Annotated in this window: 11 protein-coding genes and 1 pseudogene; 7 read left to right on the plus strand and 5 right to left on the minus strand. The window is 59.1% G+C overall.

Annotation, left to right across the window (positions count from 1 at the left end):
• Window positions 1-69: 69 nt before the first annotated feature.
• From C2846_RS10435 to C2846_RS10450, 4 genes are all read right to left on the minus strand, one after another.
• Complete coding sequence (locus C2846_RS10435) at window positions 70-1755, minus strand: AMP-binding protein (RefSeq protein WP_080050846.1); 1686 nt, start codon at window positions 1753-1755, stop codon at window positions 70-72.
• Between the two features lie 159 nt (window positions 1756-1914).
• A complete protein-coding gene (sixA, locus tag C2846_RS10440) occupies window positions 1915-2379 on the minus strand; it encodes a phosphohistidine phosphatase SixA (RefSeq protein ID WP_119701398.1) in 465 nt (154 codons plus the stop codon).
• Window positions 2376-2711 carry a DUF4389 domain-containing protein gene (locus C2846_RS10445; protein ID WP_080050848.1) on the minus strand — a complete coding sequence of 112 codons (336 nt, stop codon included), beginning with the start codon at window positions 2709-2711 and terminating at the stop codon, window positions 2376-2378. The genes sixA and C2846_RS10445 overlap by 4 nt, the downstream gene beginning before the upstream one ends.
• On the minus strand, window positions 2708-3751 hold the full coding sequence (locus C2846_RS10450; protein WP_080050849.1) for an NAD(P)H-dependent glycerol-3-phosphate dehydrogenase: 1044 nt from the start codon (window positions 3749-3751) through the stop codon (window positions 2708-2710). Before C2846_RS10450 ends, C2846_RS10445 begins: the two co-directional genes overlap by 4 nt.
• Window positions 3752-3935: 184 nt before the next feature.
• Here C2846_RS10450 and C2846_RS10455 point away from each other — a divergent pair, with 184 nt between their 5' ends.
• The 7 genes and pseudogenes from C2846_RS10455 to C2846_RS19240 form a co-directional block, all read left to right on the plus strand.
• Window positions 3936-6122 carry a TonB-dependent receptor plug domain-containing protein gene (locus tag C2846_RS10455; RefSeq protein WP_119701399.1) on the plus strand — a complete coding sequence of 729 codons (2187 nt, stop codon included), beginning with the start codon at window positions 3936-3938 and terminating at the stop codon, window positions 6120-6122.
• Between the two features lie 94 nt (window positions 6123-6216).
• Window positions 6217-7107: a hypothetical protein gene (locus tag C2846_RS10460; RefSeq protein WP_119701400.1), complete on the plus strand. Its 891-nt coding sequence runs from the start codon at window positions 6217-6219 to the stop codon at window positions 7105-7107.
• The gene (locus tag C2846_RS10465) at window positions 7104-9029 is read left to right on the plus strand and encodes an ATP-binding protein (protein WP_240638190.1); all 1926 of its coding nucleotides are present in this window, start codon (window positions 7104-7106) and stop codon (window positions 9027-9029) included. Before C2846_RS10460 ends, C2846_RS10465 begins: the two co-directional genes overlap by 4 nt.
• A gap of 106 nt (window positions 9030-9135) precedes the next feature.
• Window positions 9136-10704: a class I adenylate-forming enzyme family protein gene (locus C2846_RS10470; RefSeq protein ID WP_205890173.1), complete on the plus strand. Its 1569-nt coding sequence runs from the start codon at window positions 9136-9138 to the stop codon at window positions 10702-10704.
• A 219-nt stretch (window positions 10705-10923) separates the two neighbouring features.
• Window positions 10924-11439, plus strand: coding sequence for a 3-hydroxyacyl-[acyl-carrier-protein] dehydratase FabA (gene fabA, locus C2846_RS10475; RefSeq protein WP_080050853.1), 516 nt, complete (start codon window positions 10924-10926; stop codon window positions 11437-11439).
• 11 nt (window positions 11440-11450) lie between these two features.
• Window positions 11451-12668 carry a beta-ketoacyl-ACP synthase I gene (gene fabB, locus C2846_RS10480; RefSeq protein WP_080050854.1) on the plus strand — a complete coding sequence of 406 codons (1218 nt, stop codon included), beginning with the start codon at window positions 11451-11453 and terminating at the stop codon, window positions 12666-12668.
• Window positions 12669-13357: 689 nt separating this feature from the next.
• Window positions 13358-14299 (plus strand): annotated as a pseudogene (locus C2846_RS19240) (methyl-accepting chemotaxis protein); the annotation flags it as partial.
• Here C2846_RS19240 and C2846_RS10490 read toward each other — a convergent pair.
• On the minus strand, window positions 14300-15487 hold the full coding sequence (locus C2846_RS10490) for a Bcr/CflA family multidrug efflux MFS transporter (RefSeq protein ID WP_080050856.1): 1188 nt from the start codon (window positions 15485-15487) through the stop codon (window positions 14300-14302).
• Window positions 15488-15503 lie beyond the last annotated feature (16 nt).

The following is a 15503-nucleotide window of genomic DNA, read 5'->3' on the forward strand; positions in this document are numbered from 1 at the left end:
TAACAGATTCAGTTCTCGGGACAAGCCTGGCGCAGCCTGTGAATACGTCAGCATAACGCTCGCTCAGCGCTAGTCCATGGCATGCCATACCACGGGCTGGCCACTGACCGACCACAACTCGCACTGCTCGCGGTAAGTGGCCTCGACCACGCTGCGCTTGATTTTCAGGGTCGGTGTCATGAAGCCATTTTCGATCCGCCAAGCATCACCAATCACCACCAGACATCCCAGCTTCTCATGCCGATCAAGCCGCGCGTTGACCGCCAGCAACAACTCTCCCAGCATCTGCTCCAGCACTGCACGCTGTTGCTGGGCCTGACGCAACCCAAGTTCCGACAGCTGAATCAGCGCCAAAGGCTGAGGCAGGTTGTCGCCAACCACACATACCTGCTCGACACGCTCATGTTCAGCCAGCAGGCTCTCAATCGGCCCTGGCGCCACATACTTGCCCTTGGAGGTCTTGAAGATATCCTTGAGCCGGCCGGTCAGGCGCAAAAAGCCTTCATTGTCGATTTCACCAACATCACCTGTGTGCACAAACCCCTGCTCATCCAGGGTTTCAGCGGTTCTTTCCGGGTCCTTGTAATAGCCGAGCATATTGGCCTTGCTGCGTACCAGCACTTCGCCCTGCTCAGCGATCCGGCACTCAACCCCTGGATTGGGCAGCCCGATCCAGCCGGGTTTGAGCTTGCGCGGCCGACCCAAGTGCGAATAGCCACAATTTTCGGTCATTCCATACACCTCGGCGATCTTTAACCCCAGGCGCTTGTACCACTCCAGCAGGCTCGGCGGCACCGGTGCCGCACCACAGACCGCATAGCGGATCTGATCCAGCCCTAGCCTGGCCAACACCCGGCGCCCTACCCTGTGTCTGAGCACCGGCACCTTCAGCATCGCATCCAGCAGTCGCGCCGGCATCTTGGCAATCACCCCCAGATGGAGCTTGACCCAGATCCGCGGCACACCAAAGAACACGGTCGGTCTGGCCCGCTGCATGTCCTGCAGAAAGGTTTCAAATGTCTCAGAGAAGTACACCGTTTCACCGGCCAGCAGTGACGCAATCTCAACAAACTGCCGTTCGGCCACATGACACAACGGCAAGTAGGACAACAGGCGGTCCTGATCGGTAATCCCGAACAGCCTCAAACAATTCTTGGCGGAAAAGTACATACCAGCAAAACTCAGCATCACCCCCTTGGGCATGCCAGTAGTACCGGAGGTGTAAACAATAGTGGCCAGCGCCTCGGGATCCGGTGTCGGGCTATCCGTCATCGGCTCATAGGCCTGCATCAGCTCTTGCCAGGGCCGCAGACGCGCATCCTCGGCCGCCAGTGGCAGGCCAACCCAAGGAATATCCTCAGGCAGCCCCGAGCTCAGAGAGGCCCAGTCATCCAGCTTGCCAACCAGAACCACCCGCGATTCGGAGTGTTCGATAATTTGCCTGGCCGAATCAGCCGTCAGGTTGGGATACAAAGGGACTGAGACATGCCCTGCCATCCAGATCGCCAGGTCGGCAATGATCCAGTGGGCACAGTTCCTCGACACCAAGGCAATACAGCTACCCGGAGCCAACTCCAGACTGAGCAGATAGCTCGCCAGACGGCGGGCCTGATCCCCCACCTGCCCCCAGGTATACTGCTGAACCTGTCCGCCGGGCAGTGGCTGGATCAGGTAGGTCTTATCAGGATGAGCCTGCTCGCGAGCATAAAACGCGTCCAATGCGGATGAACCAGCCAGCGCCACCTGGTTGTTCATGGCGTCACCTCTATCAACGTGAGATTTGTAGTTATTGTTGTCACGAGCCGGGCAACCCGGCCCTGCGCCTTAATGGGGCTCACTATCCCATGCCAGAGCCCTGGCAACAAGCTCAGAACCTTTGGCATTCAGATCAACAGGGTGGAACTGCCCAGCAACTCAAGAATCTTTTGGTGTATTCAGGCTCAACAGTTGTGCCAGTCCGGCAGCGACCACGTCCATTTCCAAACATGCCAGGGCAGCGGTCGGCATGGGATAATGCCCACGACGGTGTCCTTCGACCAGCAGACTCACCAATTGACTGACCAGTGGCTGGTGACTGACCAGCAATAGCGACTGTTCAGTGCGCTCGCTCAGGTAATTGATCACCTGCATGGGGTCATCATCCGGCGTCAGCCAGGGTGCAGTAGCCACGCCGCGGGCAAAGTTCAGATGCTCCCCTACCAGCCCGGCGGTCTGTTGGGCCCGCAGATACGGGCTGGCCAGGATGCCATCCAGTTGCTGGTCACGTAGCAGCTCGGCCATGTGCAGGACATCTGCACAGCCTCGCTCGGTCAACGCCCGCTGCGGATCGGATGCGGCCATGGCTTGCGCTTTGCCATGACGCAAAATCCAGAGTTTCATGGCTTGGGGGCCTCATCGCCAGACGTACCCGGCTTGCGTTGCCACTCGGCCTCGGCGGCCGGCCACTCCATGAACGGCCAGGGTTTCTGCTCACTCGCCCCACTGACATAGCGGCCAATCTGCCAAGCATACTGGGACAGACTGTTACCGAGCCCCGCCACCCGTACATTGGCTTCGCCCTGGAACAGACGGAAGCCGATCTGGACAATGACCACCAACAGCAGCAACAACTCACAAACCTGCCAGGCCAACGCAAACAACAGGATATACAGCAGCCGCAGCCAAAAATCCGCCGAACTGACCGTCGCCACGAAACCAGGTTTCTCGCTCATACCCCCTCCAATGGTGTGCAAGCCATAAAGGCCGCGAACTCGACATCATGCTTCTGCTCCGCACTCATCAGCTTGCCAATAACCTGGGGCAGCGGCTGCTGTTCGAACAGGATCGCATGCAGGCCACTGACCAGCGGCATGTAGACCCCCTCCTCATCTGCCTTCTGTTTCAGCACTTTGAGTGTATTGACGCCCTCAGCCACCTGACCGAGTCTGGCTACGCTTTCCTCAAGAGACAAGCCCTGCCCCAGCGCATGTCCAACCTGGTAATTGCGCGACTGCGGCGACATGCAGGTCACAATGAGATCGCCTACCCCGGCCAGCCCCAGGAAAGTCAGCGGGTTGGCCCCCATATGCACGGCAAACCGGGTCATTTCAGCCAACGCCCGGGTAATCAGCATGCTGCGGGTGTTTTCGCCCATGCCCATTGACGCAGCCATACCGGAGATGATCGCATAGACATTCTTCAGCGCCCCACCCAACTCAACTCCGTAGCGATCCTGGCTCGCGTAGACTCGCAGGCTACGACTACCCAGCACCTCTTGCACTTCACGGCACAGCGCCTCGTCATCGCTGGCTACCACCGTAGCGGTCAGGGCGCCAGCAGCCATTTCCTTGGCCAGGTTCGGCCCGGACAGCACCGCTACCCGAGCATCAGGCGCTTCCTGCTCGACGATATCACTCATCATCAGAAAGCCCGGCTGTTCGATCCCTTTGGTTGTACTGATCACGCCTTTGCCAGCCAGGGCCGGCCCAATCTGCTGCAACACGGTGCGAAAGGCGCTGCTGGGAATCGCCAGAAACACCAGCTCAACGTTGGCCAGCGTCGCCATCAGATCAGTACTGACCCGCAGCCGCTCATCCAGCTTGATACCAGGCAGATAACGGCTGTTCTCATGCTCACGGCTGATTGCATCGGCAACTTGCTGATCACGTAGCCACAGGGTTACCGGAACGCCATTGCAGGCCAGCAGATTGGCCAGGGTGGTGCCAAAACTTCCGCCACCGAGAACGGCTACAGGCACTTTTTGATCGGTCATGAAAAATCCTTGCTGCTTTGTAACATACGCTTGAGTAGTCAACGCGGCCCGGTAGCCTGTCCAACCGAACAACGTTGAATCAGTATAGGGTGGCCGCAGAATAACAGCGATCAGGGAGTGGAAAAACCATCGGCTACCGTTAATATGGGGGCCAAAGTCAAAACGATAACTCGACGCCATCACTATGCCGATATCGCGCTCCAGACGCATTACAGCCCTGTTTTTGCTGGGGACGGCCTTGCCTGTCGCCGCTTTCGATGATCCTCTGCTGAACGCTCCCGAACTGCCGACTGTGCTCAGTGCCTCTCGCCTGAAGCAGGCTCCCACCGAAGTTCCCGGTAGCATGACAGTCATTGATCGCGAGCTGATCCGCGCCACAGGGGCTCGGGATATCCCGGAAATTCTGCGTTTGGTCCCTGGTATGATGATCGGCTATCGGCGCGGTAACCAAATCAATGTCAACTATCACGGTACCAATGTCACCGAAGCCAGGCGCCTGCAGGTTTTGATTGACGGACGTTCAGTTTACCGGCCCGGTCTGGCCACAGTGGACTGGACGGAGATCCCTCTGGCGATTGAGGACATCGAGCATATCGAAGTATTTCGTGGCCCCAATACCGCCGCCTATGGCGCCAACGCACTGATGGGGGTAATCAATATCGTTACCCGCCACCCTCGAGAAACACTGGGCAGCACACTCAAGATCACCCGCGGCAAACGCGGGGTCAACGACTGGTATGCCAGCCAGGGCACCGCCGGTGAGAACAGTCACTGGCGCCTGAGCCTGTCCGGGCAGGAGGATGATGGTTTCGATCACTTCCCCGATGGCCGAGACTACCGCGACGGTCGTCGCCTCAGCCGCATCAATCTCAGCAACTCACTGCAACTTTCAGCCAACCAGACCCTTGACTGGCAAGCTGCCGCCAGTGAAACCAATCGCCAGAGCTATTACGAGTTCAGTCCATTCGTTCGGGTACCCAACCCACCGCAAAGCCAGTATGACCGAGTCGTCGGAGCCCACACCCCGCCAGCAGATATCAGCGGCAAGGATTACGCCTTGCAAGGGCTATGGAAAATCGACCCCAGTCCTGATCACAGTTTCCAGCTCATGGCCTATGCCCAGCACATGGAACGACTGCGTGACTGGCGAGTGTGCAACGCACCGGTGACACTGTCACCCGAGCTACGCCGGATCAACCAGCTAAGCACCCTGGCTGCTCGACGGGTCAGCCAGTTCCTGCGCCCAGAGAACATTCATAGAGATATGCGCACACTCTTGATGCAGACCACAGACGGTCAATATACCGAGGAAATTGGTGATTTAGCTGACATTGTCAAACAGAAACACCTCGACTCACTCGATAGTGATCCGGCGTGCTGGGACATTGACCAGAACATTCGCGAAACCCGCTACCAGCTCGAGTTCCAGGATACTCGTCGCCTCTCTCACTGGCTGCGTATGGTCAACGGAATCAGCTACCGGCACGACCAAGCCAGTTCACGAACCTTTTTTGCCGGCACTGTGAAAAACGATATTGTTCAGGTTTTCAGCAATATTGAAGTACGTCCGCATCAGCGTCTGCTACTGCAGGCCGGGGGCATGTACGAAGATGCCTCGCTGATCGGCACCTCATTTTCTCCGCGTCTGGCCGCCAACCTGTTCATTGCCCCCCAGCACAGCCTGCGTCTGGTCTACTCCGAAGCCGTCCGCTCGCCGGACATGTACGAGAACAATGCCCACTGGACCTACCAGATCAAGAATCTCAGCGGCCCGCTCAGTGGTCCACAGACCTACTATGCAGTAGCCTACGGGCCCGGCAATCTCCAGCAGGAGAAAATGCGCTCCAAGGAACTCGGTTACAACGGCCAATTCCACCACTTGGGGCTGGCAATCGACATACGCGTATTCCGGGAACAGATCAACGACATGATCAGCGAACCGTTGCGGGTCGATGACTTTCTGCCAAACAACGACGCCAGCATTCGCTTCAGAGGAGTAGAGACCCAGCTTGACTGGCGCCTGACCCGACGCGACCGCCTGCGTCTAACCCATGCGCAGATCAACTTTGAGGCCAGTAGCCGTTTCGATCAGCGCCTGACAGCCCGCCACTCAGGTAGTGCCGCCTGGTTGCGGCAATGGCCGGCCGGTTTCGAAAGCAGCCTGATCTATTACGGTGCAGATAAGCTTAACGAGCGCCGATTCGAGCGCCTGGACAGCCGACTGGCCAAGCGTTTTGCACTGGGCAACAACAGCAGCATGGAACTGGCGCTGACTTGGCAGCACCGACTGGACGACGAAGCGCTCACCTGGTCGGAAAACCTGTACGATAGTCGCAATCACTACTATCTCAGTGCTGAGCTAAACTTCTGAAGCCAGTGAACAAGGGGCTCCCCCTTTCTGGAGTCCTGTCATTGCAGACAAGGAATGTCGCCATGGACCATTCATACAGCACCCGGAGGCCGTCATGAAAGCATGGCGTCAGCTTCTGTTTGCCGTGCTGTTGATACTGCTGGGCTCAACATCTGCCCTGGCCAGCGACATTGCCGTCGTTCTGCCAGCACATACCGAACTGACTCGCGAATTCGTTCAAAACCTGAAACAACAGCGGCCCGCTGACCGCATCACAACCCATCTGCTCGACGAGCAGCCCGCGCCTGAATCTGCAGACTTCATAATTACCTTGGGGCAGCGGGCTCTGGAATGGCGTTTGCTGCAGGATCTGGAGACCCCCACGCTGGCCTCCTACATCACCCTTGACGGTTTGACCCGCCTGGGCCGTCCAGTCCTACCCAGCAGTCTGCAATTGCTGCTAGCCAGCGCCAAACCTGACCGTCAGCTTCATTTGGCCAAACTGCTGATTCCGCGTCTGAGCAGCAGCGGGCTGCTCTATAGCGAAACACAACAGTGGCAGTTGTTTGATTGGGAACAGGCTGCCAGGCGCCACAACCTGCAAATCAACAGCGCCCTCGTCGAAGATTCCGCTCACCTGCCCCGTCGGCTGATTGACCTTCTGGCAGACAGTGATGTCCTGATCGGGCTGGACGATCCCTCCATTTACAATGCAGACCAAGTGAAAACCATTTTGCTGACAAGCTATGCCCGCAACAAGGTATTGATTGGTCCGAGCGCCCCGTTTATTGGCGCTGGCAGTCTCAGCACCACCTACAGCACTCCAACTGACATGGCCCGCAGTCTGGCTCAACTCATGGATATGCCCTGGGTAGCCGGGCGCATTAGTTACCCGAGCCATTTCTCAGTTCTCAGCAACCCGCAGGTCGCCCGTTCGCTGGGCCTCACACTGCCGGAAGACAAGCAGTTGGCCCAGTTAATCGCGGCCCAGGAGCAACAACAGTGAAAGTCCTGAAACGCGGCACCATTCAGCGCAGATTGCTACTAATAGCATTGCTTCCTGTCATGCTGCTGAGTCTGGCACTGGTTGGCTACTTCATCAGTGCACGTCTGGATGACGTCAATCAAGCACTGAACGAAACTGGGCAGCGCATTGCCGAACAGTTGGCCACCGCTGCCGAATATGGAGTTATCAGCGGTAATATCGACACACTCGAAAGCCTGGTTCGCGGTACGCTGGACATTCCCCATGTGCAACATGTTCAGGTTTTCGACAGCCAAGGACAGATACTGCTCAGCCTGGAGCGTCAACCGCCCAAAGACGGCCAGCGACGTCACTTCACAGCCGATATCCTGCGCGAACGCGTTGCCTTGCACAGCGACCTGTTTCTGCTAGACACCCCAACCACGCCACGGGGAGAGCCACAATATCTGGGCCAGGTCTCAGTTGGTCTGAGCAACGCAGCCTTCCTTAAACGGCAACGCCAGATACTGCTAAGTGGGCTGGGGCTGGCCGCCCTGACCCTGATCGCCGCACTGATCCTGGCCTTGCGCCTGGCACAGGCGCTGGCCAAGCCGCTGCGGGACATGAGTCAGGCTGTCAACGCCCTGAGCCAGGGCCAGTTGAACACTCGCCTGAACGTCAGTGATCAACACGAGATTGGTCACTTGATGAGCAATATAAACGCCTTGGCCAGTACCCTGGAGCAAGCCCGACAGGAGCAGCAACAGGCTATCGAACAACTGGTCAAGGCACGCGAAGAGGCCGAATCGGCCAACCGCGCCAAGTCTGACTTCCTGGCGATGATGAGCCATGAGCTACGCACCCCGATGAACGGCGTGCTGGGCATGCTGCAACTACTTGAAACGACTGAGCTAAATCGCGAACAGACCGAGTACGTAGAAATCGCCGGCGACTCTACCGACCATCTGTTAAAGGTCATCAACGACATTCTTGATTTTTCGCGCATTGAGCGCGGCGCGGTCGAAATCGAGCACATCGGTTTTGATCTGCCGCAGCTACTGCGTAGCTCGGTTGCGGTATTCGAGCATGCGGCCAGCCAGAAAGGCCTGAGCTTGATTACTGAGCTGCAAGGTGACCCGATGGACTGCACGGTGGTCGGCGACCCGACCCGGATTCGTCAGATTCTGGTCAACCTGATAGGCAATGCACTGAAGTTCACCGAACAAGGCAGCATCCGCCTGCGGGCCGACTGGAGTGAAGATGGTCCCAACCAGATATGGCTGCAGTGCCGGGTAGAAGATACCGGCATCGGCATCGCTTCAGACCGTCTGGACAGCATGTTCGAAGCCTTCCGCCAGGCTGACAGCAGCACTTCTCGACGGTTCGGCGGCACCGGCCTTGGCCTGTCGATCGCCCGCACCTTCGCCCATCACATGGGCGGCGAGCTGACCGCGGTCAGTCGCGAAGGCCATGGTTCCTGCTTCACCCTCTCGCTACCCCTGACTCGCTCGCTGGCGCCACTTAATGCCCAGTCGGCATCCACCACCCGTGTCGGCCCGCACGACAACGAGCAGCCGATCCTGCTGGTCGAAGACAACCCGGTAAACCAGATGGTGATCGAAGGCATGCTTCGCAGCCTCTCCCTGCGCGTCGAAGTCGCCGCAACCGGCACCCAGGCACTGGAACGGCTACGAACACCCGAACAGCACTACGCCGCCATTCTCATGGATATCCAGTTGCCGGATATCGACGGCCTGGAAGTCTGTCGTCAATACCGCCAGTACTGTCAAACCCAACATATCGAGCCGATTCCCTGTATCGCCCTGACTGCCAGCGCCTTTGAACTGGATCGCCAGCATTGTCTGGCCGCCGGAATGCAGGATTTTCTTGGCAAACCAGTATCGCGCCAGGCGCTTCAGGCTGCTCTGGAGCGCTGCCGGAACCTATCCAGCGAAGATCATTGACCAGACTGATCAGTCACTATTTCGCCAACCCTGAAAGCTGGATTCCAGCCCGGTAACTGGCACACTGAACGCTGTCCCAACAACAACAGCAGTGGCGGAAGCGTTCATGAGCATCACCCCTTCGACCCCCGTAACTCTCGAAAGCCCCTATACCACCCTGCCCGCCCTGGTCGCGGTGCATGCTCGTGAACGTGCCGAACACCCGGCCCTGATCCAGGACGGCCGCCAGGTCAGCTACCGGGTACTGAACCAGACCGTTGATCAGGTCGCGGCGGCGCTGCAACGTGATGGTTTGAAACCTGGTGACAGCATCGCCATCTGCGCCAGCAATTCGATTGCCTATGCCAGCCTGTTCATTGGCGCCCTGCGTGCCGGCGTGGTGGTAGCTCCGCTGGCTCCCTCGTCCACTGCCGACAGTCTGCTGACCATGATTGCCGACTCCGGAGCCCAGCTGGTCTTCGTTGATCAGGCCGTGGACCAGGCCATCGAATCAGTCAAGGGCAGACTGCACGCCACCTTGCTCAGTCTGGACGACAGCCGTGCGCAGCAGGGCTTCAGCCAGTGGCTGTGCGACGCTGCGCCGCAGCCAGTGGAGCTGGCTCCGGAGCTGCCGTTCAATATCATCTACTCCTCCGGCACCACCGGCGAACCCAAGGGCATTGTCCAGTCCCACGGCATGCGCTGGTCGCATATCCAGCGGGGAATCGCGTTCGGCTATGGCCCCGAGTGCGTCACCTTAATTTCCACGCCGCTTTACTCCAATACCACCCTGGTATCCTTCCTGCCAACACTGGGTCTGGGCGGCACACTGGTGCTGATGGCCAAGTTCGATGCTGGCAAGTACCTGGCCCTGGCCGCCGAACACCGGGTTACCCACACCATGCTGGTACCCGTGCAATATCAAAGAATCATGGCCCGCGACGACTTCGACCAGTACGATCTTTCCAGCTTCCAGGTCAAGTTCAGCACCAGCGCCCCCTTTCATGCCGAGCTCAAGGCCGACATCCTGGCCCGCTGGCCGGGTGGTCTGGTTGAGTTCTACGGGATGACCGAGGGTGGCGGCTCCTGCATGCTGCCGGCCCATCAGTACCCGGACAAACTCGCCACCGTCGGCAAGCCGCTGGACGGCCATGACATGCGTGTTATCGACGAAGATGGCCACGAGCTGCCCGCAGGTGAGATCGGCGAAGTGGTCGGCCACTCCCCGGCCATGATGACCGGCTACCTCAATAAGCCGGAAAAAACCGCCGAAGCCGAATGGTTCGATAGCACCGGCAAGCGGTTCATCCGCACCGGTGATGTCGGGCGCTTCGATGAAGAGGGTTTCCTGACCCTGATGGACCGGCGCAAGGACATGATCATCAGCGGCGGCTTCAACATCTATCCCAGTGACCTGGAGGCGATTCTGCGCCAGCATCCGGCCCTGCTTGAGGCCACCGTGATCGGCGTGCAATCCAGAAGCTGGGGTGAAACCCCGGTCGGCTACGCGGTGCTCAACCCCGGGGCCAGCGACAGCGCCGATAACATTTTGCAATGGTTCAACCAGCAGGTCGGCAAAACCCAGCGCCTCAACCGCCTGATCCTGACCAGCGAGCTACCGCGCAGCGCCATCGGCAAGGTACTCAAACGCGAACTGCGTGACGCGTTCCAGGCCAAATTCGGCGAACTGGACTGACCCACACCCCCACAAATACGGCCGAGGTACGGAAACTTTTGTCCTCGGCCGCCTTCGCAGGTATCCTCATCGCGTTCAGCGCATTGCATAGAGCAGTGCCTTAGCGGTGTGACTTTCGCCGAAGCCAATCAGTCTGAAGATACGCTGACGGCATTTGTGATCCAGTCGCAATGCCGAAACATAACACCCCGATACTGCCGGGGATGAGCAGGAGCCTCTATGTCAAAACAAAATGCGTACAGCCGGGAAGAACTGCTGGCATGCAGCCGCGGTGAAATGTTCGGCCCTGGAAACGCACAATTGCCAGCCCCCAACATGCTGATGATCGACCGTATCACTCACATCAGCGATACCGGTGGTCGCTTCGGCAAAGGTGAGATTGTTGCCGAACTGGATATCAACCCCGATTTGTGGTTCTTTGGCTGTCACTTTGAGGGTGACCCGGTAATGCCCGGATGCCTGGGCCTCGATGCCATGTGGCAGCTGGTTGGTTTCCATCTGGGCTGGCTGGGCTATGAGGGCCGCGGCCGCGCGCTGGGCTCCGGCGAGGTCAAATTTTTCGGCCAGGTGTTGCCGACCGCCAAGAAAGTCACCTACACCATTCATATCAAGCGCACCATCAACCGCTCGCTGACTCTCGGCATTGCCGATGGCAGCCTGGCCGTCGATGGCCGCGAGATCTACACCGCCGAAGGGCTGCGGGTAGGTCTGTTCACTTCTACCGATAGCTTCTGAGGATTATCACCATGCGTCGCGTCGTGATTACCGGCATGGGCATTGTCTCCTGCCTGGGCCAGGACCTGGAAACCGTTGCCGCCAGCCTCAAGGCCGGCAAGCCGGGCATCCGCCACAACCCCTCGTACGCCGAAATGGGCCTGCGCAGCCAGGTTTCCGGCAGTGTAGATATCGACCTGGATGCAGCAATTGACCGCAAGATCAAACGCTTCATGGGCGATGCCGCCGCCTTTGCCTACCTGTCAATGGAACAGGCCATTGCCGATGCGGGCCTCAGTGAAGAGCAGGTCAGCAACGTTCGTACCGGCCTGGTTGCCGGTAGCGGCGGCGCCTCAACCCTGAACCAGATGGAGTCGGTCGACCTGCTGCGCGAAAAAGGCGTCAAGAAGATCGGGCCATACCGCGTACCACGGACCATGGGTAGCACCGTTTCCGCCTGCCTGGCCACCCCGTTCAAAATCAAGGGTGTCAACTACTCGATCTCCTCGGCCTGTGCCACCAGCGCTCACTGTATCGGCCATGCCGCCGAACTGATCCAAATGGGCAAGCAGGATGTGGTCTTCGCCGGGGGCGGTGAAGAGGAGCATTGGTCACAGTCGATGCTGTTCGATGCCATGGGCGCCCTCTCAACCCAGTACAACGACACTCCGGAAAAAGCCTCGCGTGCCTACGACGCCAAGCGTGACGGTTTCGTCATCGCCGGTGGCGGCGGCATGGTAGTGGTCGAAGAGCTGGAACATGCCCTGGCCCGTGGCGCCAAGATCTATGCCGAAATCGTCGGCTATGGCGCCACCTCTGACGGCTACGACATGGTTGCTCCCAGCGGCGAAGGTGCCGTACGCTGCATGCAGCAGGCCCTGGCTACCGTCGAGGGCAGCATCGACTACCTCAACACCCATGGCACCTCAACTCCGGTTGGCGACGTCGCCGAACTGAAAGCGATCCGTGAAGTGTTCGGTGACAAAGCGCCGAAGATCAGTTCGACCAAGAGCTTGTCCGGCCACTCACTGGGCGCAGCCGGTGTACAGGAAGCGATCTACTGCATGCTGATGATGCGCGACAACTTCCTTGCCGCTTCGGCCAATATCGAAGAGCTGGATGAGAACGCCGGTGATCTACCGATCCTGCGCGAGCGCCTGGACACTGCCGCCAATCTGGTCATGTCCAACAGCTTCGGCTTTGGTGGCACCAACGCCACCCTGATCCTCAAACGCTGGGCCAACGCCTGAGTTGAACCCGCCTTGAACACAACGGGCCTCCCCTGACGGGCAGGCCCGTTTTTTATGCCAGCCACGCACCAACTGCGCGCACATATCTACAGTAATGGGCGCCAATGGCGCTTTTTCCTGCTGTCTGCCCCTCATACCGCCGCTTTATAATGGCATCTTGCTTGCAATATGCCAGATAAACGCACACCGACAAGGGGCCGATCTTGAGTCTGTTCAACCGTTCGCGCTATCGACAACAAACCAGCAACGACCTGGAACGCCTGCTCTCGCACCTGGATCTGAGCGTCGACATCAATAGTCAGGGGCAGCGGCTACCCGGACTGCCCGATTTCGTTCGCAATCTGCAGCAACGCATCAGTAGCAGCCTGACTGCGGCAGTAGGTATTGCAGCGCACGCACCGGAACTGGCCAGCATTGCCGAAGACACTGCCAGCCACGGCGAGCAACTGGCCCAGTCCTCGGAGTTGATCGCCAGCGCCATCGAGCAAATCAGCATGACCCTGGAGGCCGAGCTGGTCCCCGGCGCGACCCAGGTCGCCAGTCTCGGCAGTGACGTCAACGCCCGCCTGCAACAGTGCCGCAGCGACAGCCATCAGTTGCTTGGCCAGGTCGAGACCATAGAGTCGGCCGAGGCCCAGTTGGCCGGAGAAATTCAGCGCCTGGGCCAACAACTGGATGAGGTCACCCAGGTCATCGGCATGATTGCCAGCATTTCCCAGCAGACCAACCTGCTGGCCCTGAATGCCGCGATCGAAGCCGCCCGCGCCGGCGAGCATGGTCGCGGTTTTGCCGTGGTCGCCGACGAAGTCCGCCGACTGGCCGGACATACCACCGAAGCCACCGACCAGGTCAACCAGATCATCGAAGCCTTCCGTGCCGGCATGCAGCATTTGAATGACGCTGGCCAGAGCATGCATCAGGCTATCGCCGAGGGGCGAGAAGGTATTCAGAACATGGATCAACGCCTGAGCGAAGCCAGTCAGGACATGACCCAACTCGATCAACGCATGGCTGGCATGGCTAGTGGTACCGAGCAGATTGGTGCAGCGGTACGCTCGGTCAGCCAGGACGTGCAGAACATTGCCGATGTCGCCGGACAGTTGCTAGGCAAGGCCACCCAGGTCAAACGCCACAGCGCCGCCGTACGCGAAGAAGGCGATCACCTGCTGGAGGGCCTGGGCGGGTTCCAGCTCGACCTGCATCAGCAGGTTTGTCAACGGATCACCGAACTGGCCAGCGAGCAGGTGTTCTGCGGCCCACCGGCCCAGGCTGAACAGCGCCTGCGAAGCTTTATCGCCAGTGATCCACGCTTCGAACTGCTTTATCTGGTTGGAGCTGACGGAATCCAGGTCAGCGAGAACATTCCGGCCGATGATCTCAAGGCCTCGACCAAAGGCAGCATGCGCGGCAAGAACTGGTCCGACCGTCCCTGGTTCCGGGCGGTCAAGGACAATCTCCAGCCGCATATCAGCCCGGTCTACCGCTCCTCCGCTACCGACGCCTACTGCTTCACCCTGTCGGCACCAGTCTTTGACCAGAACGGCCAACTACGTCATGTGCTGGGGGCAGACGTACGCCTGAACAGTCTGCTCGAGCGTATCGGCAGCCCGCGCCGGGTAGCGGCCAGTTGATCAGCCCATTCCGTACTGCACGCCACCAGCCCGGCGCGCCTGCCGGGCCATAAGCACGACCAGTAGCGCGCAACCGGTCATCACCAGCGCCATAGGCACCGCCGTGCCGTCATGCAGCACCCCAATCAGCGCCGAGGTAATCCCAGCGATGACAAACTGCATGGTGCCCATCAGCGCCGAAGCCAGCCCGGCCTGATGGCCTTGCCCAGCCATGGCACAGGCCGAGGCGTTGGGCAGTACCAGTGCCACCACCGAGACCGCAAAAAACAGCGGCAGCATCAGTGGCCACAACGACTCCGGTTGCACGAAAGTAGTGACCAATAGCCACAGACAGCACAGCAAAAATACCAGCGTGGTGCGCTGCAGCAGCTTGACTGGCGGACGCCGACGCAGAAGCCGGCTATTGAACTGGGCAAACAGGATAAAGCCGGCGGCATTGATCGCAAAAAACCAACCGAAATGCTCCGCCGCGATGCCATACAGCTTGATGATCACGAACGGCGAACCTGCGATATAGACGAACATGCCGGCCATGGCCAACCCACCGGTCAAAGCATGAAACATGAACACTGGCTCACGCAACAGACGCAGGTAGCGGCCCAGTGCGCCAGATAAAGCCGGGCGTTCCTGGGTTTGCGGCAGGGTTTCCTGCAGCCAGATAAATACCGCCACAGCGGCCAGACAGGCGAACAGCGTCAAAAAATAGAAAATCAGCGGCCAGCCACCCAGCTTGAGCATCCCGCCACCCAGCAAGGGCGCCAGGATCGGCGCCACCCCCATTACCAGCATCAATTGGGAAAAGGCCCTGGCTGCCTCTATCGGCTTGCACAGATCGCGTACCACCGCACGGGTTACTACCATCCCGGCGCAACCACCGAGCGCCTGGGCAAAACGCGCCGCCAGCAACCATTCCAAAGTTGGTGCCAGGGCGCAGGCCAGCGACGCCATAGCGAACAGGGCAATGCCGAACAACAGCGGTTTGCGTCGGCCATAGCGGTCGGCGATCGGCCCATAAAATAACTGTCCTGAAGCCAGACCGATGAAGTACGCCGACATACTGAGCTGAATATGCTCGATATCGGTGGCATACGAGGCCGCCATGGCCGGAAATGCCGGGAGATAGAGGTCAATGGCCAGTGGGCCGAAAGCGCTCAGGCCACCCAGAATGAGCAGAATCTTTAAAGGCATGGAATATCCGGAAACA

The sequence above is a fragment of the Pseudomonas jilinensis genome, assembly GCF_003586265.1.
Taxonomy (GTDB): domain Bacteria; phylum Pseudomonadota; class Gammaproteobacteria; order Pseudomonadales; family Pseudomonadaceae; genus Halopseudomonas; species Halopseudomonas phragmitis.